We start from the raw sequence: 19,580 nt of genomic DNA on the forward strand, positions 1-19,580 counted from the left end.
TCAAGACCGGCTTCGTCCACCTCGTTATTGCCAGACGCATTGGGCGACTCGGGGTTCACCTCCACCACCGGGGTAGCGTCCACGGTGATGGTCAGGGTCGCGTTAGCGGTATCCCCATCCGCATCGGTGATGGTGTAGTCGATCAGCACGTCGCCTTCAAAACCCGTCGCCGGGGTAAAGGTCACACTGCCGTCACCATTGAAGCTCACGCTGCCCTGGCTCGGGTCCTGCAGCGCGGCGTTGGTCAGGGTCACCGGACCATCGGCGCCGGCCACGTCGGCCCCGCCCGCACTGCCGTCCAGCACGTTGACGGTGATCGCCACGTTCTCGTCGGTCTCGGCCGCGTCGTCGGTGGCCTCGGGCACGTCATCCTTGATGTCGACGGCCAAGGCCGCGGGATCGCTGACGTCGCCGTCGGAGTCGGTCACCACCAGGCTGAACACGTCCTGGATGCCGTCGCTGCCGGTGCCCTGGCTGCTATGGTCGGTGGTGTTGTCGTCCAGGGTGTAGGTGTAGCTGTAGACGCCGCTGTTGACGGTGACCGTCAGCACGCCGTAGGTGCCCTGCACGGTGCCGCCGTTGGTCACGTCCACGCCGCTGATCACCACCGAGCCCACGCTGTCGGAGCCGGTATCGATGGCGATGGTGCCGCTGGTGGTCTCCAGGTCGGTGGCAGACTGGCTGCCGCCGTCGTCCAGACCGGCTTCGTCGACTTCGCTGTTTCCGGACGCTTTCGGTGCATCCGGCATCACCTGAACAACGGGCTCGTCATCCTCGACAACCACCCGCCAGGTCGCCTGGCTGGTGTCGCCATCATTGTCGGTAAGGGTGTAACGGATCTCAGCGGTGCCCTCGAACCCAGGGGCTGGGGTATAGGTAATGGTGCCATCGGCATTGAACACCAGACTGCCGGCATCGGCGTCGACTAGCTCGGCCGCAGTGAGACTGGCGCCATCGGCACCGAGGGTATCGGCACCAGTGGCATTGGTGACAACGTTGAGCGTGACCGCAGCATCGTCTGTCGTTTCGACAGTGGCATCGTCCACCGCAACAGGCGCATCATCGATGATCAGAATATCCAGCGAACCACCGGCACTACTGCCATCGACGTCCACTGCGCGAACCGCCAGGCTGTCCAGGAAGCCACCGTCTGTGGCACCCGCTTCGGCATCGTTATCCACGTTATTGGTCAACTGATAGGTGTAGCTGACCGTGCCACCGGCTGCGCTACCGGAAAAACCGGTCAACGTAAGAAGCCCGTGCTTGGTAACGATAGTGACCGGCGAGGTTCCCAGCGCGCTCAGCTGAGCAAAGGTGAGCGTGACAGGTCCGACGGACAGCGTTGACAAGCCATCTGGAGAGGTAAAACCAAAGGAACCGCTGCGAATCAACTGCGTGCTATCTCCGCGGGTGCCGCCACTCAGATCGGCCTCGTAGAGGACCTGTTCAGCGCTGGACGCGCCCACCGGTAGATCGCCGGATCCTCCAGGATTCCCGGGACCGCCAGGTCCTCCCGGGTTACCGGGACTGCCAGGACCTCCCGGATTACCGGGGCCACCAGATCCCGGCGTGCCGCCGTCTCCAGGGCCATCGAGCCCGATCAGAGTCACACCTTCGTCATCGTCACCGGGATCGACGGCATCGACGCCGGTGAAGTCACGGTCGATGAGCTCGTCACGTCCACCAAGATCAAACTGGAACGCCAGCGGGTCCACCAGCTCCACGATGCGCAGCAGACGGACAAAATTGCTACCTTCATCATCACCGCCACCAGCGCCACCGGCAGCCGGATCTTCGAGGTTATCAAAAAGATCACCATCTCCAGCATCGATCGCCGCGAGCAGGTCATTGAGCTCTGCGTCCCCCAACACGTTATCGGCCTGATCGGCAAGCTCAGCGAGTTCGGCAAGCTCCTCACCCTCACCCGTGGAAGCCGCCTGTGTACCGTCGGGTACAGGGGCGTCAATCAAGGCAGCACTGCCTGCGGCAAGCGGAACACCGAGTGACTCCAGCGCACCGTCGTCCGCACCGTCTCCGGCTTCAGTGGTGTGCAGCACCGCATCGACGGCCCCCTGGGGGGATTGCCAAAGGCTTACCTGCCCGCTCCCCGTCAGCGCCTGAGGAGCACCGGTGCCGCCGGGAGCGATGGACACCTCACCACCCTGGGATGTCACCAGTCTCTCGCCGTCTTGGATCTGGTCTCCAGGACGAAGCTCTCGAAGCGTCCCGTCTTCGCTTTGAATCCACGCTTGCCCTTGAACCGCCACCACTGTCGCTGTGCTCATTATCGAGTCCCTGCCCCTGTCTCGCGGAGTGCCTCGCCGTCCCAGGTACCGTGGCCACAATGACCCCACCAAGACTCAGCGCATCCCGCTAGTTATCTCCAGATAGCTGTCGGTGCGTTCCGTTGTTGCACATATCTGCAGTCTGCAAACAACCCGCACATCCAGCACAATTTGGAAGCAGTATTAGCGAAGCACCTTATGTCTCGGCATTGGACTCAAGTACAGGCACAAAGAGCATTCCGTTGCAGAACGCTCAGTTTGGTCAATTTTATAAGCATCAATCTTAGATTAGAGATGCATTTTCACACATCAAAATCATATAGAACTCACATTACCTAAGATTAAAATACTGGTACTCACTGCCGTGACCATATCTATCTGAGACACACCTTCTAACACTAGTTATCTAGTCATTTTCTGCTAACTCGTTAAATCAGCGATCTTTTGTGGTCCTGCTTCCTAGAGGGCGACGCCCAAGACGTGCCTCACTCTTTTGGGAGGCACGCCGGACAGCCGGCTCCCACTGTGTCTTCTCCTCCCCCCAGGCATGACGTTGCTAAGTCGTCAAAAACCGTCTTTAGCACCAGCGCGCCGTCCGCAGCGCCGGGGTGAATTCGGCACGCCTACCTGATTTATAAAAAACCTATTGCTTTCAGATATTTATAACAAAAAAGCACAAGGCGTATCTAATGGGCAACATCTAGGATGTTGATTTTTAAGGACTTATACAAAGGTCACATACATGCGTCTCCTTAGGGAGACACTTTTGTCTTTCACTGAGCCCGAACGGCTAGGCACACCAAAGACGAAACGCCATAGGTATATGTTTTTTCTACAAATCACTGAAACATGGCCCAGACTTTGCGCACCAGAACACCCAGTACAAGGCTTGACCCGCGCCACAGCACCACAGCGTGAGTGCACCAGGGCAGCCCCCACTACCACAGACGTTCGCAAGGAGAGGGTTCATGAAGATCACCATTCACGGTTCTGGTTACGTGGGTCTCGTCACCGGCGCCTGCCTCGCTGACGTAGGACACGATGTCATGTGTGTGGACGTCGACCAGGTCAAGGTCGCCCGACTCAAGCGCGGCGAAGTCCCTATCTACGAACCAGGATTGGAAGAGCTGATCCGCCACAACATGGATGACGGTCGCTTGCGCTTTTCCGACAGCCCACAAGAGGGTGTCGCGCATGGTCTGCTTCAGTTCATCGCGGTCGGAACTCCGCCTGACGAAGATGGCAGCGCTGACCTGACCCATGTGCTGGGTGTGGCGCAGACCATTGGCCAGTACATGGATGACTATCGAGTGGTGATCAACAAGTCCACCGTGCCGGTGGGTACAGCCGACAAGGTCACTCAAGCCGTTGCCAACGCACTGGAAGGTCGTCAGCTGGATGTCGATTTCGATGTCTGCTCAAACCCGGAATTTCTGAAGGAAGGGGCCGCCATCGAGGACTTCTCGCGAGGTGCTCGTATCGTGGTGGGAACCGACAGCGATCGAGTACGCCGCCTGATGCGCGAATGCTATGCGCCCTATAGCCGCCAGCGCGACAAGCTGATGTTCATGGAAGTCCGCAGTGCCGAACTGACCAAGTACGCAGCGAACGCCATGCTTGCGACAAAAATCAGCTTCATCAATGAAATCGCCAACCTGGCGGAGCATCTGGGAGCGGATGTCGAACAGGTGAGGCACGGTATCGGCAGTGATCCTCGCATCGGCTATCACTTCATCTACCCGGGATGTGGCTACGGTGGCTCCTGCTTCCCCAAGGACGTCAAGGCACTGGCGCGCACGGCCAGTGAAGTGGGAGCACCAGCGCGCATGCTTCAGGCGGTGGAAACCGTCAACAACAACCAGAAGACGCGACTGTTCGACAAGCTGGAACTCGCGCTGCATGGGAACCTGGAAGGACGCACCATCGCCATCTGGGGCCTGGCATTCAAGCCCAACACCGACGACATGCGCGAAGCCCCCAGTCGCGTGCTGATGGAGCAACTGTGGCAAGCCGGCGCACGGGTCCAGGCCTTCGACCCCGAAGCCGCTGCCGAGTGTCATCGCATCTACGGTGAGCGCCCGGACCTGTGCCTGTCAAAACAGCGCGATGCTGCCCTCGAAGGCGCCGACGCGCTGGTCATCTGCACCGAATGGAAAGCCTTCCGCACGGTGGACTTCGACAAGATCGCTCGCACGCTTAACCACCCGTTGGTCATTGATGGCCGCAACCTCTATTCCCCCGAGGATGTGGAACAAGCTGGGCTCAAGTACTACGCCATGGGCCGTGGAGCGTCTCTCCAGCAACCCAGGGTGTGAGGGCTCGACCATGTCATCACTTCCCAAGCACACCTCCGTGGCCAGCAAGGCCACGGAGTTGACCACCCTGGCTCTGCTGCTCGCTCTGCTCGTCGTGCTGGTCAGTGAACTCCCATCAGAGGTGTTCTCTCCGGCGTCGAAGAGCTTCTTCTTTGCCATCGGTGCCGTGGGTGCCTGGCGCTACTCCTGGTGGTTCGTCCAGGCCCTGCGCTCGGTGTGGTACAACCGCCGCATCTTCCCGCGGATGCGGGCACAGGCCGATGCCTTGGGTGACGCCGGCAGGCCGTCGGAGCTGTACGTGCTGTGCACCTCGTTTCGGATCGATCCGGACGTCTGCTATCGCGTCTACGATGCGCTGATTCGCGAAACCCGCAGCTACGGCGTGCCGACGACGGTCTTCGCCTCGGTGTCGGACCAGACCGACGTGGACATCATCTCCCACGTCCTGCAGGAGCATGGCTGGCCCGGGCATATCGAAGTCAGATACATGTTCCAGAAGGGCGACGGCAAGCGCTCCGCCATGGCCGAGGTGCTACGTGCGATCTCCCGTCGTGCACCGGCACCGGACGCGCTATTGGTGTCCATGGACGGTGACATTCTGCTGGAACCCGGCACCCTGGAGCGCTCGCTGTCGTTCTTTGCGCTGCGTGATGACCTTGGCGCTTTGACGACCAACAACAGTGCGATCGTCACTGGCAACGATGCCACCAAGGAGTGGTACGACCTGCGCTACGCGCAACGCCACCTGGTGATGAGTTCGATGTCTGTGTCAGAGCGCCTGCTGGTGCTCACTGGGCGCTACAGTGCCTTTCGTGCAGACCTCGCTACCCACCCTGACTTCATTGACATGGTCGAGAACGACCACGTGGATCACTGGCGCTTCGGCACCTTCAAGTTCCTGTCCGGCGACGACAAGTCGACCTGGTACTGGCTGCTGAAAAATGGCTGGAAGATGCTCTACCTGCCGGACGTCTACGTCTCTGGCTTCGAGGAGCTACCTGATCGCACGCGCTTTTTCGCCTCTACCACCGATCTGATGCGCCGCTGGTACGGCAACATGCTGCGCACCAGTGGCCGAGCCATCGCCTTGGGACCGCGCCCAATGGGGCTATTCACCTGGTGGAGCCTGATCGACCAGCGTCTCTCCATGTGGACGACCCTGATCGGGCCGACGGTGGCGATACTGGTGTCCTTGTTCGTGCGCCCGTCGTTCATCTTCGCCTATGCCCTGTGGATTCTGTTCACCAGGGGCATCTCGACGTTGATTCTTGCCTGGCAGCGCGGTCGCTTCAGCCTGCTGTGGATTCCGCTGATCTACTACAACCAGGTCTACGGCGCCCTGCTCAAGACCTACGTGAGCTTTCGCTTCAATCGGCAGAAGTGGTCGCGCCAGGGAATCTCTGCGGGTGAACCGGACAGCCCCAAGGCGGTTCGTCGACAGCGGCGGATGGGGCATCTGCTGCATGCCTTCCACGTCTGCCTGATGCTGTTCGTGCTGACCCTGGCAACCGGTGTGCTGAAGATCCCGGACGCCACATCCCTCGACATTCTTGGTCAGTCAGGAGCCGCCGCTAGCCCCGCCACTGTTGCGCCTCCCTAGGGGCTCTACGCAGCGCCATTCAAGCGTCCCACGATACCCGATCGATACGCACGACCAGATACGTCCCGACACGGCCAACTTCGACACAGGATCTCAGATACCGCCATGAGCGATTACTTCGACCACCACGATCAAGAGACACCTTCGTCACGTCCTGCCTCTTCGCCCTCTCGACAGCGGGCAGAGCCTAGCCTCGGGCAGGCTGGCCATGACGCCAGTACCAGCAACGGTGACAGCCGCCCAGGCCTCGCCCACGAGCGACGCGATGAACGCCGCTATATCCGCGTCACGCCGACCTTTGAAGTGCGCTTCGAGGATGGCAACCGTTTTCGCGGCGTCGACCTGTCACAGGGTGGGTTCGCGATCGAAAGCCCGAAAGCCATGCGCAAGGATGCGCGCATTCGCGGCGAGATCGCCATCCAGACCGCCAGCGGGGAACTGCTGGTGCCGGTCGGCGCCAGCTGCCGCCACAGCCTCGCACAGGAGGGGCGCGCCGGTACGCATCACGCTGGCTTCGAGATTACCGACATTTCCCCCTCCCACCTGGAGCTGCTGCGCCAGGTCGTGCGAGCCCACCTGGCAGGACGACCGCTGAACGTCGAACAGCTGTTGCAGGGTGAAGACAGCCAGACTCCCCGCAAGCGACGTGGAGCGGGCAGTGCACCGCAACCTGCGGCGCGTCCCCCCAAGCCCTTGGGTCGTTACGTGGCGCTGTTCATGGGCTTTGCGGTTCTGGCCATCGTGGCGGCGGCCACGGCCTACCGCAACTTCATGCTGATTGAACCCAGCTTTGCCGCGGTCACCGCTCCACGCATCGATATCCGAGCCCCTAGCCCCGGTATCTTGATGGCCCATGAGCTGGAAGCCGGTGATCGCGTCACCCGCGACGAAGCACTCACGCGGGTCAAGGACGTAGACCTGGAGTCCGACCTCATTCTGGCCGAGGCGGCTCAGCGCTATAACAGCCAACTGATCGAAAATCTGCAGGAAAGCCTGGATAGCGCCAACGGCGGTCAGGTCAGCCTGGCCAACTCCGCTGAGCCGGGCAACGGCGAAGCCGTCAGCTTCGAGACGGTGTCACCCGCCATTGCCGAGGCCCGGATCGACCAGTTCGAGACGGCCAGGGACTTCCAGGCGTCCCGCGTCACCGCACTGCAGGCACGCCAGTCCCAGAACGAGATTTACAGCCCCTGCGACTGCCTGGTCGCCTGGGCCCTGTCCAGTTCTGACGGCACCTATATCAATGAAAGCGAAAAGATCATGACCTTGATGCGCACCGGTCAGGACGAGGTCATGGTCGAAGCCCTGGTCCATATGGACGACATCGACCGCATCGAGCCGGATCAGTTGGCCTACCTGTCACTGCCCAATGCCTCAGGCACGATCAGCGCCAGGGTGCGCAGTGTGGCTCTCGACATCGAGCGCCAGCCCCGCGCGGGTTTCCCCAGCTGGGTGCGCCAGCAGCAGAACGTCGCCAGCGTGCTGCTGGTACCGGAAAAGCCGTTGCCCGTCGAAAGCGTCGGCACCCCGGTGGACGTGCGCTTCACCGAACAGGCGCTGCTGGGCGCCACCGCCGAGTGGATCTGGCAGAGCGGCCGCGGCATCTACCAGCAGGCCAGTCGACTGTTTTCTTCCGCCGAGGAAAGCCCTGAGGCCAACCAGGCAGGCTGATGCCCTCGCCATCGACGCGTCAGGGGAGCGCCTCCCCTGAGCGCTGCATGACAGTGATCAAGGAGAACACGCCATGACCAACACGACGCGCCTGACCGCTTCTGTCCTCGCCGTACTGGCCGCACAACCGCTGCTGGTCCAGGCCGCTGACGAGCCAGGACGGCCCGATGTTGCTGCCTGCTCCACCCGCCTTCCGCTGGTAGCGTCTCCGGCGCCGATGCTTGGCGAGTCGAGCGCTCACGATGCGATTCGAGAGGGCTTTGACACCACCCGAACCTGGGGCACCGAGGAAAACGTCGAACTGCTCGCCGGACACGCCGAGACGCCCGCCCTGCGCGTGCATTATCCGCAAGGAACGTCCTCACCGGGAGACACCGACGTCGGTGGTGCCGGCTTCTACGCCGAGCCCGCCGAACTGTCAGGCAGCGACCACGCCTGCCTCAGCTATCGGGTCCGTTTCGAGCAGGGTTTCGACTTCGTCAAGGGCGGCAAGCTGCCGGGTCTGTTCGGCGGTGAAGCCCCCAGTGGCGGCGATGACGTCACCGGCGAAAACGGTTTTTCGATGCGCTACATGTGGCGCGAGAACGGTCAAGGCGAGCTCTACGAATACGTGGTGGGCGGTGACAACGACTACGGTGACTCCATTGCCCGTGGGCGCTTCAGCTTTCCATCCGGACAGTGGGTCACGCTGGAACAGGAAATCATCCTCAATGATCCCGGCCAGGCCAATGGCGTCGCTCGCGTCTGGGTCAATGGCCAGCCGCTGATCGAGCAGACCGATATCACCTATCGCACCAGCGACAGCGTTCACATCGACGGCCTCATGTTCTCCACCTTCTTTGGTGGACATGGCAAGGACTGGCGCACGCCGCGGGACCAGCACGTCGACTTCGCCGACTTTCACTTCTACGCACCACGTTCATGAGTGTGACGGCCCACGGGCCGTCAACAAGGAGACCCTGCATGCCTGACTTGCGCGGATCATCGCCTCGCATCATCGCCTCGGCCTGGACAGCGCTACCTGCCGTGCTGGCGGGCAGCCTTGCGCTGGCAGCCGTATCGACAGCGGCCCAGGCCATGACCCTGGAAGAGCGAGCCGAACTCGACCTCAGCGACTACCGCGTGACGCGACCTGACGCTTCCTACTTCGATGTGGACAGCCGCATGCAGATGCTGGCAAGCACCGATAACTCCATCTTGCTGCAGGAAATCGACCAGCTCTCCAACGGGCCGAGCTGCCAGCAGCTGCTGGCACAGGAGCCGATCACGACCCGGCTGCGTATTCCAGGCTACTACCCCAGCCCCAAGGAGTGGGAGCTGGCCTCCCAGCCGCTGTTCGACTTTGAAGACAGCGTATCGATGCTGGCTGGTTCCTTCGTCGCCACAGCCGACGACTACTATGCACAGTGCCTGGTGTCGTTCCTTGATCAATGGGCGCAGCACGATGCCTTGACCGACTTCCACTACGATCCCATGGAGCCCCAGGCGTGGTTCGCCACCGAGTCGATGATCTTTGCCGCCGGCATGGCCTACTCGGTGGTGCGGCCCGAGGTCGAGGGCCACACCCAGGCCAAGCAACGCATCGAAGAGTGGCTGAACCGGCTGGCGCACAAGCACGCCAAGATTCCCGGGCAGCCCGGTAACAGCTGCTGCAACAACCACTTCTACCGGCGAGCCCTCTACGCCAGCGTGATCGGGGTGGTGACCGAGGATGACGAACTGTTTCGCTTCGGTGTCAGCGCCATCTATTCGGCACTGTCCGACATGACTGATCAGGGCGCCTTCCCGCTGGAAATCGACCGGGGTCGTCGCGCCACTCACTACCAGAACTATGCCCTGCTCTACCTGATCACCAACATGCAGGTCATCGCGCGTCAGGGCTACGACATCTTCGATCTCGAGATAGACGGCCACAGCATCCACGATGCGGTGGACTTCGCCCTGACCATCTTCAATAACCCGGAAGCTCTTGGAGAGCTTGCTCCTCGCGAGCAGTACACCGGTTTTCTCAAGGACAACCAGTATTTTGCCTGGATGGAGATCTACCAGAACCACTTCGATGATCCCCGCATCGAGGAATTTCTGACTCAGGTCCGTCCGGTCTACAACCGCAGCGCCGGCGGATACCAGACGCTCTACTTCATGTCACCGCAGGCGCAACAGCACCTGGTCATCGACGAAAGCCGGCGCGAGACGACCGCCTTCGAAGGCCTTGCCGATGACGCTGTATCGCAGTGACCGATAAAAAAGCCCCAGGAGGCCTGCCCATGATGCTCCCCCACTTTCGCTCCTTTACTCCTCAAGGCCTGCGCTGGTCGAAGGCCTTTCCGCTGACCGCATCCGCCGCCATGGCCCTGTGGCTGGGCGGCTGCGCCGCGCCGGGCTCGCAGTTCCAGTCGACCGGGGTCGACCCGTTGCCGGCGCAGTACCAGGACTTCTTTGATGGCGAACAGCCGCGCAATCCCGAATGGATGCATGACAACGCGCTCGACAAAGCCGAGCAGCTGGTCGCCGCGGGACAGACCCGCGAGGCGATCCTCGAACTGAAGGCCGTGGCGGCCCAGGACATACCCAAGGCGTACTACGAACTGGGCAAGATCTGGGACCAGGGTAAAGGCATCCAGGCAGACCCCGCCAAGGCGGCCACCTACTATGAAGACGCCGTGCGCACCCCTTCCTACATACTGGGCCACGCATCGCTGAATCTGGCCAAGCTGAGCCTTGAGCAGGAAGGTGCCCCCTACCGCCCGGTACTCGCCTACTACCTGCTCGAACAGGCCATGGAGGAGCAGATTGGCCGTGACGAGGGGGTGGTCATGGCATCGCTACTGGCTCGCGGTGCCGACGGTGTTGCCGCCGACCCTCAGCGTGCCCTGGCGCTTTACCGTCAAGCGGCTGACACCGGCAATGCCGATGCCACTCTGGCCTTGGCCCAGGCTTACGCTGAAGGCGGCTGGCTGGACAACGACCCCGAGCGCTCACGCCAGTATGCGCAGCGCTATGCCGAAGGCCTGCGCGAGCGAGCCGGTGGCGGCGACGTCAAGGCCATGACCGAGCTGGCCGAGCTGTACGCCGCGGATGGCCTGCTTGCCGGCAACGATGAGCAGCGCCTGCATTGGCTGACTCAGGCCGCCCAGGCGGGTGATCCTGGCGCTGTCGCCAAGGCCGGCCGTGAGATGCTCGAAAGCGGCCGCGCTGACCAGGGCGCTGAGCTGCTGAGTGAGGCGGCCAAGACGGGCGATGTCGATGCCATGGAGCGCCTGGGCAAACTGCTGCTCGAGGGAGACGGGCTCAGAGCGCGTCCCATGGAAGCCCGCTCATGGCTTGAAAAGGCCATCGCCGAAGACTCCGTGACGGCGCGTGTCACGCTGGGCCGTGCCCTGCTGGAAGGGGATGCATTGCCGGCCGAGCCGCAGCGAGGCATTCGCCTGCTCGAGGAAGCGGCCAACCGCGATGACGCTCTGGCCCTCGCGGTTCTCGGCCAGGTCTACCTGTCTGACGAGCGGGTGCCGTCACAGCCGATCATGGCCGCTCGCTATCTAGAGCGTGGCCATGAACTGGGGCACCCCTTCGCCACCGAGCAGCTGGGAAAGCTGTATCTCGAAGGCCGTGGTGTAGCCGCCAACCCGGCCCGCGCCGAACGCCTGCTGCGCGAGGCCATCGAGCAGGGCCAGACCGGCGCCTTGCGGGTACTGGGTGAGGCCTACCTGCAGCAGGACGGCCCGCTGGCCTACCAGCCCAATGAAGCAGAGCGCCTGCTGTCCCAGGCCGTCGAGGCGGGCGACACCAGCGCGGCCACTCGCTTGGGTGAAGCCTACCTGACTGGCGACCTGGCCGGTGGTCAAGGCCTCCAGCAGGCCTCTGTACCCTCACAGCCGCAGACGCCAGCCGCGTCCTCGACCATGTCACCAACCACGTCATCAACCAGGCTTCCCACCCCATCGGCGCAGCCGGAGGTCAGCCCCAGAGTCGAGGCGGGTCGTCGTCTGCTGACACAAGCTGCCGAGCAGGGCGACGCCTATGCCATGGTGGTGCTGGGCCGAGCCTATCGCGATGGTACCGGTGTCGAGCGCGACCTGACCGCGGCGACAGACTGGCTTGAACGGGCCGAGCAAGCGGGCCATCCCTCCGCGGCTGAAGCCCTGCTGCGCACCCAACGGGATCGCGGCAAGGCCGGCGATATCCAGGCCCTGATCGCTTCTGCGCGCCAGGGAAACGTCAACTCCATGGCGGATCTCGGTCGCGCCTATCGTGACGGTCAGGGCATTGGCCAGAACAACGCCGAGGCCAGTCGCTGGCTGGAACAGGCCGCTCGTCAGGGTCACCCTGGCGCCGCCGCCGCCCTGGGCCGGATGTACCTGGACGGTGATGGGGTCAGCAGGGATCCCGCCAAGGGCGCCGAATTGCTCAAGATGGCGGTGGCGGGAGGCCACGCCGGCGCGCGAGCAGACCTTGGCGAGCTGCTGCTGAGCGGTAATGGGGTCGACGCCGACCCTGAGCGAGGCCGTCAGCTGCTGCAACAGGCCGCAGAAGCAGGCAACCAGTACGCTGCCCAGACTCTGGGTGAGGCCTATCTGGATGGCCAGGGTGTCACCGCCGATGGAGAGCAGGCCGAACGCTGGCTCAGCCAGGCCAGCGAGGCCGGCAACCTGTCGGCCCGCTCCGCCCTGGGCACGGCGCTGATTCGCGGCGACCAGCAACTGGCCCAGGACGTACAGCGAGGAGAGCAGCTTTTGACCAGCGCAGCCGACCAGGGGCATGCCGGCGCCCAGGCCAACCTTGGCCGCGAATATCTGCGCGGTGACAACCTGGAGCGTGACACTCGGCAGGGAGCCGACTATCTGCTGCAAGCCGCTCGCCAAGGGCACGAGACCGCGCGGCTGGCCCTGGCCAAGGCCTACCTTGCCGCCAACGGCCTGGAAAACGCCAACCGGGAACAAGCGCTGGTATGGCTGGATGGAGTGATGGACGGCAACTCGCAGCTGGCCTCCCAGACCCTGCATGACCTGCTGTCTGACGAAGCCACCCTGGCCGCCATGCCCGCTGCCATGGAGGCAGACAGCTAATGTCCTGGCCGGCCGGGGCCCACGCCCTGGCCGACCCAGCCATCTCTCCCCCCTATCTCTCCCCTCTATCTCTCCATCCCCGCCAGTGTCGCGAGAGCGCGGCGCTGGCTAGCTCTCTAGACGCTCACTCAGGGCCTCGATAAAGGCACGCAGCTTGGCCGACTGGCGAAGTCTGGGCGGGTAGATCATCTGAATGGTACGCGTGCGCTCAGCGTACGTCGGCAACACCTCCACCAGCTCCCCCCTAGCCAGATCGTCGGCCACCAGATAGTCTGCCACTCGCACGATGCCCCGACCTGCCAACGCCTGCTGACGCAGCAGTCGATGATCATTGATGCTCAAGCATCCCTCCAGGGTGACGTCCTCCGAATCGAACGACCAAAGCTGTTGCTGGGTGAAGGTCAGGCAACGATGCTCGCGCAATTCTGCCGTGGATTGGGGCTGACCATGGCGCGCCAGATAGGAAGGTGCCGCGCAGCAAACCGCGCGGTAGCGCATCAGCGGACGCGCGATCATGCGCTCCGGTGGAACCAGGGTCGAGCGAAATGCCAGATCAAAGCGCTCTCGTGTCAGGTCATGGTTGCGATAGCTGACGTCCAGGTGCAGGCGTAGTTCGGGATGGGTGCGCTGAAAGTCGTTACAGATGTCCATCAGGTAGTGCTCGGCAAACAGCACCGGCGCCGTAATGCGCAGCTCTCCTGACAGGCGCCCGCCAGCGTGCTCGAGCTCTCTTCCCAGCTCTATCAGGCTATCCTGCACCTGGTCCATGCGCCGCAGCACGCGCTCACCATCTTCAGTGAGCCGCACGCTCCTGGTCGAACGAATCAAGAGACTGACGTTGAGGTCACGCTCCAGGCGCCGGACCTGCTCGGACAAATAGCTTTTCGACACACCGGATTGTTCGGCAGCACGGGTAAAACTCAGCGTGCGGGCGACATCGGCGAACAGTGCCATCCGCTCCAATGTCTTGTGATCAGGACTTGCCATCATCAGATTCCTGTCAATAAAGGACGGTCCGCACCACGAATGACGCCGTGATTGCAATAAAACTCTACCCTTGCGGAATGATCGGTGACAGACCTTACTGTTCACCTGAACGAACAATGTTTTCTCGCTACTGACTTCTAGCGAACGCTAGCGCTAGCTAGAGTGTGGGCAGCCAGAGTGAGGTCGGCCAGGGTGTAGCTTCCCGGCAGGCGTCATCACCCTGGAACCCTGGGCATGCTCCAGGTCCTGGCGCTATCCCCTCGGCCCCTCATGCCCGCCCTTGTCCCGGAGGAAATCAGCATGACCTACCATCCTGCAGCAGACCGCTATGAACGCATGCGCTACCGGCGCTGTGGTCGAAGTGGTCTGAAACTTCCTGCCCTGTCGCTCGGCCTGTGGCACAACTTCGGTCACAACGCCGACGAGCGCAATGCACGCGACATCTGCCGCACGGCGTTCGATCACGGCATCACCCACTTCGACCTGGCCAACAACTATGGTCCGCCCCCCGGCAGTGCCGAACAGATGTTTGGGCGTATTCTGCACTCGGACTTTGCCGGCCATCGCGATGAGCTGGTGATATCGACCAAGGCGGGCTACCACATGTGGCCTGGGCCCTACGGTGAATGGGGTAGCCGCAAGTACCTGCTGTCGAGCCTCGACCAGAGCCTTGCGCGAATGGGCATCGACTACGTCGACATCTTCTATTCCCATCGCTTCGACCCAGAGACGCCGCTGGAAGAGACCATGGGAGCGCTCGACCACGCCGTGCGCTCCGGCAAGGCGCTCTATGCCGGCATTTCGTCCTACAGCCCAGAACGCACCCGCGAGGCCGCCAGACTGCTGCGCGACATGGGCACGCCATGCCTCATTCATCAGCCCAGCTACTCGATGATCAATCGCTGGATCGAAGATGACGGCTTGCTCGACGTTCTCGACGAGGAGGGCATCGGCTCGATCGTCTTCTCGCCCCTCGCCCAGGGACTGTTGACCAACAAGTATCTCGATGGTGTGCCCCAGGACAGCCGTCTGGCCAAGGGCGGCGCTATCCGCGAGGACCACCTGTCGGACGACAACCTGAGGCGGGTAAGGGCGCTCAACGATATCGCCGCGCAACGGGGCCAGACCTTGGCCCAAATGGCGATTGCCTGGGTCCTGCGCCAGGGCCGCGTTACCACCGCACTGATTGGCGCCAGCCGGTCGGAACAGGTCGTCGACTGCGTCAGAGCACTGGATAACCCAGAATTCAGCGACGCAGAGCTCGCAGAGATCGACCGCTACGCGGTGGATGGTGGCATCAATCTTTGGGCGCAGTCATCCAAGGCCTGAAAGCACGCGCCTCATCATGAGGCGCATGTGCCGATACTGCTGCGTCAGCACGATTCCATGGTAACGCTCGGCCGCGTGCAGAGTAGCGCTGCTCGGCTCTGCGGCTCTGTGCCTCCACCCTGCAGTCAACTGAGGTCATGGCAGCTGCAAAAAGAATTTGAGTGATTGCTCAAGATGAGTTTGAATAGCCTCCTAAATACCGGCTGGACAGCCAATGAGGAGCATCACCATGGCACGCGTCATCAACCGCACCCTGCTGGACTGGGGGCGACTGACCGCCAATCTGGTCACCTACCCGGAGGGACATAGCGTCTATCGCCATAATGATCCCATGGGCGGCGGCCGATACTTCAAGCTGAACATGATTCTCAAGGCGCCCAAGGCAGGAGGCGTGTTCGAGACGGAGCGAGTGATCTTCAATCTGTTCGACCGGGTCATCCTGTTCCGGCCTGACCTTTACCAGCACAGCGTGTCGCGGATCGAGAAAGGCCAACGGGTGCTGCTGAGCCTGGCCCTGCATACCCCGTAGCAAGCGACTATCAGTGAAGCGTTCATCAACGTTTCTCGCCGGCTCTCTCGCCCTTCTCTCGCCCTTCTCTCGCCCTTCTCTCGCCCTTCTCTCCACCCCGTCGCACGCGAAAACCTCGATACCTTGCCGAATCAGCCGCCACTCAAGGAATAAGGGAACCTGGCGCCTCCTCCCCGGCCAAAGCCAGCATGGCTTTCGTCTTCAGGAGTCGCTGTGGTGTCTGATGCCCTGGTATTGGCGGAAATCGCTGCCAGCCGGTTCGGCCTGGGTCCCCGGCCAGGAGAGCTCGAGCAGATTGCTCACGATCCCCAAGGCTGGGTGCTGGCCCAGCTGGAAGCGCCCCAAGAGGCCCTGCTAGGCCCCGAAGGGGCACCACTGCCCTCCACACTCGACTATCTGGAGCGCTTCGCCCAGTTTCAGCGCGACCATGCCGAAGCACGGCGACGCATGGCCCGCCAAACGGCAGCTGGCGGGACCTCGCTACCGCGCCTGTCCCAGCGCTTTGGTCGCGATATGCAGGCGGAACGACAAGCTCGGGCACGACAGCAGTGCCTGACGGGTGCCCCGGTGCTGGAACGCTGGGTGATGTTCTGGAGCAACCACTTCTGTGTTTCCGCCGATCGCGGCAAGGTCGTGATGCTACCCGGTGCCTACGAGCGCGAGGCCATCCGCCCCAACATCACCTCCCGATTCAGCGACCTGCTGCTGGCAGTGGAGCAGCATCCGACCATGCTGCTGTACCTGGAAAACGCTGACTCTGTCGGCCCTTCCTCGGCCGTTGCTCGCGCCGCTCGCCGACGGGCCTCCCCCCGATCTCTGGGGCTCAATGAAAACCTGGCCCGGGAAATCCTCGAGCTTCACACCCTGAGCGTCGACGGGCCATACGACCAAGCAGATGTCGTCGCCCTGGCCCAGGCGCTTACCGGCTGGCGCACCCCGCTGGAGATGCCGCCGGCCGCGACCCTACCTGATCTGGGCTCCCATGGCAGCGTCTTTCACGAAGCGGCCCATGAACCAGGTCCACGAACCCTGCTGGGGCAACGTTTCTCTGCAGATGGCGCCGGTCAGGGTCAAGCCATGCTGCGCCTGCTGGCACAGCATGAATCGACAGCTACCTTCATCGCGCGCAAGCTTGCCCGCCATTTCGTGGCAGAACATCCTCCGGCAGAGCTCGTCAGCGCCTTGGTCAGGAGCTTTCGCGACCATGACGGCGACCTTGCCGAACTCTACCGTACCCTCTTCCGTCATCCTCTTGCCTGGCAGCCCGGGGCATACAAATTTCGCCGGCCTGAGGAGTTCCTGGTGGCCCTTTATCGCGCCTTGGACAAGACCCCACCTGCGACCGGCAACCAGTGGGAACAGGAGCTGCGTCTACTCGGCCAGCGCCCCTTCTGGCCTGGCTCTCCCGCCGGGTGGAGTGACGACAGCCGTGACTGGATCGGCGCGGATGCGCTGTATCGACGTGTTGCACTGGCACGCCGCCATGGACGTGACAGTACGGTGGAACCGCTGGCTCTGGCGGAGCACTGCCTGGGACCCAGGTTACGCGATGAGACTGCCGTCGCGATCAGCCAGCTGCCCCCTGGGATGGGCCGAGCCATGGTGCTGGCAAGCCCGGAATTCCAGTGGCGCTAGTCGCCCGACATCCTCCTTTTCGACCTTCTCATGTTCGACCTTCTCATTCCCGACACTCTCGATCCTGAACCCTGGGGATTCGCTACGGAGGCTGCCATGCTGAATCGACGTGATTTTCTCGGACGCCTGGCGCTGGGGTGCAGTATGTGGCTATGGCCGCCCCTCGCCAGGGCCGACACACACCAGGCGCGTCCTCGGCTGGTGGTGGTATTGCTGCGTGGTGCCCTCGATGGTCTGACGGCACTTCCTTGCCCCGGTGATCCGGCATACGCCAGCTTGCGCGGAGACCTTGCGGCGGCACTGCACCCATCAGCCCCTATGCTGAATGACACCTTTGCGCTGCATCCGGCGCTGTCATTCTGTCATCAACGCTTCCTGGCCGGGGACATGGCCGCCATACACGCCTGTGGCCAGGCCTATCGGGGACGCTCACACTTCAGTGCCCAGGAGTGCCTGGAGAACGGCACCGACCATCCGGGTGGCAGTCGCACCGGCTGGCTCAATCGAGCCATTGGCGAACAGGCTCACACCCAAGGCATCAGCCTCACGGATGACCGCCCTTTGATGATTCGAGGGCCCGCCCCCATCACCAGCTGGGTCCCCTCCCCCACCTCGGACGCTACCCGAGTGCTGGCCGCCAGAATGAGCGCGCTCTATCGACACGACGAGCGGCTGGGTCCGGCCTTCGCCAGAGCCCTGGAGATGCAGCGCATCGTTTCAGATGACGTGGTGGGCGGTACCCGCCTGGAGGACATAATGCCGGCGGCGGGACGCTTTCTGGCACCTGCCGAGGGAGCCAGTGTGGCGCTGATCGATGACCAGGGCTGGGATACGCATGCGCGCCAGAACGCCGTACTGGCGCGCAAACTTGCCGACCTGGATCACGGCCTGTCAGCGCTGCATCGGCAGCTCGGCGCTAGCTGGCGGCATACGGCGGTGGTGGTAATGACCGAGTTCGGTCGCACCGTTCGCGTCAACGGCAGCGGTGGCACCGACCACGGCACCGCCAGCTGCGTGCTGCTGGCTGGCGGCGCCATCCGAGGGGGCAAGGTCCACGGCGACTGGCCGGGTCTCGCTCGCCTTCGCGACAATAGAGACCTTGTCGCCGCTCAGGATATTCGCAGCGTGCTGAAGGGAGTGCTGCGAGATCATCTGGGGCTGGAGCGTGCCGCACTGGATACCACCGTCTTCCCGGACAGCACGACCATCGCCCCTTTTGAAGGGCTGATCAGAGCCACCTGATACCGTCGTCTCTCCCCCAATACTCGCTCAGGATTCCTCACTCAGGGACCACGTCATCGCTTGGTGCTTATATCAGAGACGAGGTCCTGTCGGCTGCGCCAATGCATGCCAATGCATGGAGGTAAGGGGGGCTTTCATCGGCCATATTGTTACGATATAACATATAAAAACCTCCCAGGAGCCTTCCTTCTATGTCGCTTTCTCAGCCGCGCCCCGTCGCGCCCTCCCTCTCTCTTGGCGCAAGCAGCGCGCTGGTCGACTCTTCCCAGGCCGCCGCAGCGCCCCTGCAGGCTCACAGCAACGTGCCACATTGGGCGATGGGTATCGAGGCCAGCGTGTTGCCCCGAATTTATGAAGACACTATCACCATCTCCGTGCTCCAACGGGCCCTGCCTGCCGTTCTGGCAAGCAGCGCTCAGGCCCAATGCCACAGCGAGCGACTGTGGAGCTTTCAATGGCTGGGTCCCGCCAATACGGACATGAAGCAGGCCCTGCTGCGCAGCTTGCCTGCGGCTGAGCAAGCAACAGCACTGATCGACGACGTCCTGCTGCTGACGGAGGCCATGGGAATGCTGTTCGACACTGACAGCCTGGGGGTCAGACTGCGCCTGATGAATGCCGCGATGTGCCCGCGCTTCCATTGTGACAAGCTGCCGGTGCGCATGGTCACGACCTATGTCGGCGCAGGCAGCGAATGGCTTCCGGAGTTTGCCGTCAATCGTCAGGGACTGGGCGCTCCGACCCCGGACAAGCCCGACGTACTGCGCGATCCCAGCGCGATTCGGGCGCTGGCACCAGGGGATCTGGCGCTGTTGAAGGGAGATGGCTGGGCCGGCAATGAAGGGCGGGGCCTGGTCCATCGCAGCCCCGCCGTGGCGTCGGGCGGTCGACGCCTACTGCTGACGATTGATCCGGCCTGAG

Annotated in this window: 13 protein-coding genes; 11 read left to right on the forward strand and 2 right to left on the reverse strand. The window is 62.7% G+C overall.

Features of this window, described 5'->3' with window-relative positions; all coding sequences use genetic code 11:
* Positions 1-2,285, reverse strand: a 2,285-nt coding sequence (locus tag KUV41_RS19170) for a retention module-containing protein (protein ID WP_222487018.1), incomplete at its 3' end; no start/stop codon positions are given.
* A 968-nt stretch (positions 2,286-3,253) separates the two neighbouring features.
* Between KUV41_RS19170 and KUV41_RS19175 the strand changes: the two genes are divergently transcribed.
* The 6 genes from KUV41_RS19175 (at position 3,254) to KUV41_RS19200 (ending at position 12,937) form a co-directional block, all read left to right on the forward strand.
* Positions 3,254-4,600, forward strand: a complete 1,347-nt coding sequence (locus tag KUV41_RS19175; RefSeq protein ID WP_222487019.1) for a UDP-glucose dehydrogenase family protein — start codon at positions 3,254-3,256, stop codon at positions 4,598-4,600.
* A 10-nt stretch (positions 4,601-4,610) separates the two neighbouring features.
* Positions 4,611-6,200, forward strand: a complete 1,590-nt coding sequence (locus KUV41_RS19180) for a glycosyltransferase (RefSeq protein ID WP_261396121.1) — start codon at positions 4,611-4,613, stop codon at positions 6,198-6,200.
* 105 nt (positions 6,201-6,305) lie between these two features.
* Positions 6,306-7,871 (forward strand): PilZ domain-containing protein, encoded by a 1,566-nt coding sequence (locus tag KUV41_RS19185; protein WP_222487020.1) that lies wholly within the window; start codon positions 6,306-6,308, stop codon positions 7,869-7,871.
* A 73-nt stretch (positions 7,872-7,944) separates the two neighbouring features.
* On the forward strand, positions 7,945-8,796 hold the full coding sequence (locus tag KUV41_RS19190; protein WP_206944776.1) for a polysaccharide lyase: 852 nt from the start codon (positions 7,945-7,947) through the stop codon (positions 8,794-8,796).
* 38 nt (positions 8,797-8,834) lie between these two features.
* Entirely contained in the window at positions 8,835-10,109 is a 1,275-nt protein-coding gene (locus KUV41_RS19195; protein WP_222487021.1) for an alginate lyase family protein, read from the forward strand.
* Between the two features lie 29 nt (positions 10,110-10,138).
* A complete protein-coding gene (locus KUV41_RS19200) occupies positions 10,139-12,937 on the forward strand; it encodes an SEL1-like repeat protein (protein ID WP_261396122.1) in 2,799 nt (932 codons plus the stop codon).
* A gap of 108 nt (positions 12,938-13,045) precedes the next feature.
* Here the strand turns inward: KUV41_RS19200 and KUV41_RS19205 are convergent, their stop codons facing one another.
* On the reverse strand, positions 13,046-13,927 hold the full coding sequence (locus KUV41_RS19205; protein WP_222487022.1) for a LysR family transcriptional regulator: 882 nt from the start codon (positions 13,925-13,927) through the stop codon (positions 13,046-13,048).
* Positions 13,928-14,224: 297 nt separating this feature from the next.
* On the opposite strand from KUV41_RS19205, the gene mgrA reads away from it, so the two are divergent.
* The 5 genes from mgrA (at position 14,225) to KUV41_RS19230 (ending at position 19,579) form a co-directional block, all read left to right on the forward strand.
* The gene (gene mgrA / locus KUV41_RS19210; protein ID WP_222487023.1) at positions 14,225-15,253 is read left to right on the forward strand and encodes an L-glyceraldehyde 3-phosphate reductase; all 1,029 of its coding nucleotides are present in this window, start codon (positions 14,225-14,227) and stop codon (positions 15,251-15,253) included.
* A 229-nt stretch (positions 15,254-15,482) separates the two neighbouring features.
* Positions 15,483-15,782 (forward strand): hypothetical protein, encoded by a 300-nt coding sequence (locus KUV41_RS19215; RefSeq protein WP_222164292.1) that lies wholly within the window; start codon positions 15,483-15,485, stop codon positions 15,780-15,782.
* Between the two features lie 216 nt (positions 15,783-15,998).
* Positions 15,999-17,417 carry a DUF1800 family protein gene (locus KUV41_RS19220; protein WP_222487024.1) on the forward strand — a complete coding sequence of 473 codons (1,419 nt, stop codon included), beginning with the start codon at positions 15,999-16,001 and terminating at the stop codon, positions 17,415-17,417.
* 96 nt (positions 17,418-17,513) lie between these two features.
* On the forward strand, positions 17,514-18,659 hold the full coding sequence (locus tag KUV41_RS19225; RefSeq protein WP_222487025.1) for a DUF1501 domain-containing protein: 1,146 nt from the start codon (positions 17,514-17,516) through the stop codon (positions 18,657-18,659).
* 191 nt (positions 18,660-18,850) lie between these two features.
* The gene (locus tag KUV41_RS19230; protein ID WP_222487026.1) at positions 18,851-19,579 is read left to right on the forward strand and encodes a DUF1826 domain-containing protein; all 729 of its coding nucleotides are present in this window, start codon (positions 18,851-18,853) and stop codon (positions 19,577-19,579) included.
* The last annotated feature ends 1 nt before the right edge of the window (position 19,580 follow it).

Origin of the sequence: Halomonas sp. DP8Y7-1, from assembly GCF_019801685.1 — a bacterium.
GTDB lineage: Bacteria > Pseudomonadota > Gammaproteobacteria > Pseudomonadales > Halomonadaceae > Halomonas > Halomonas litopenaei_A.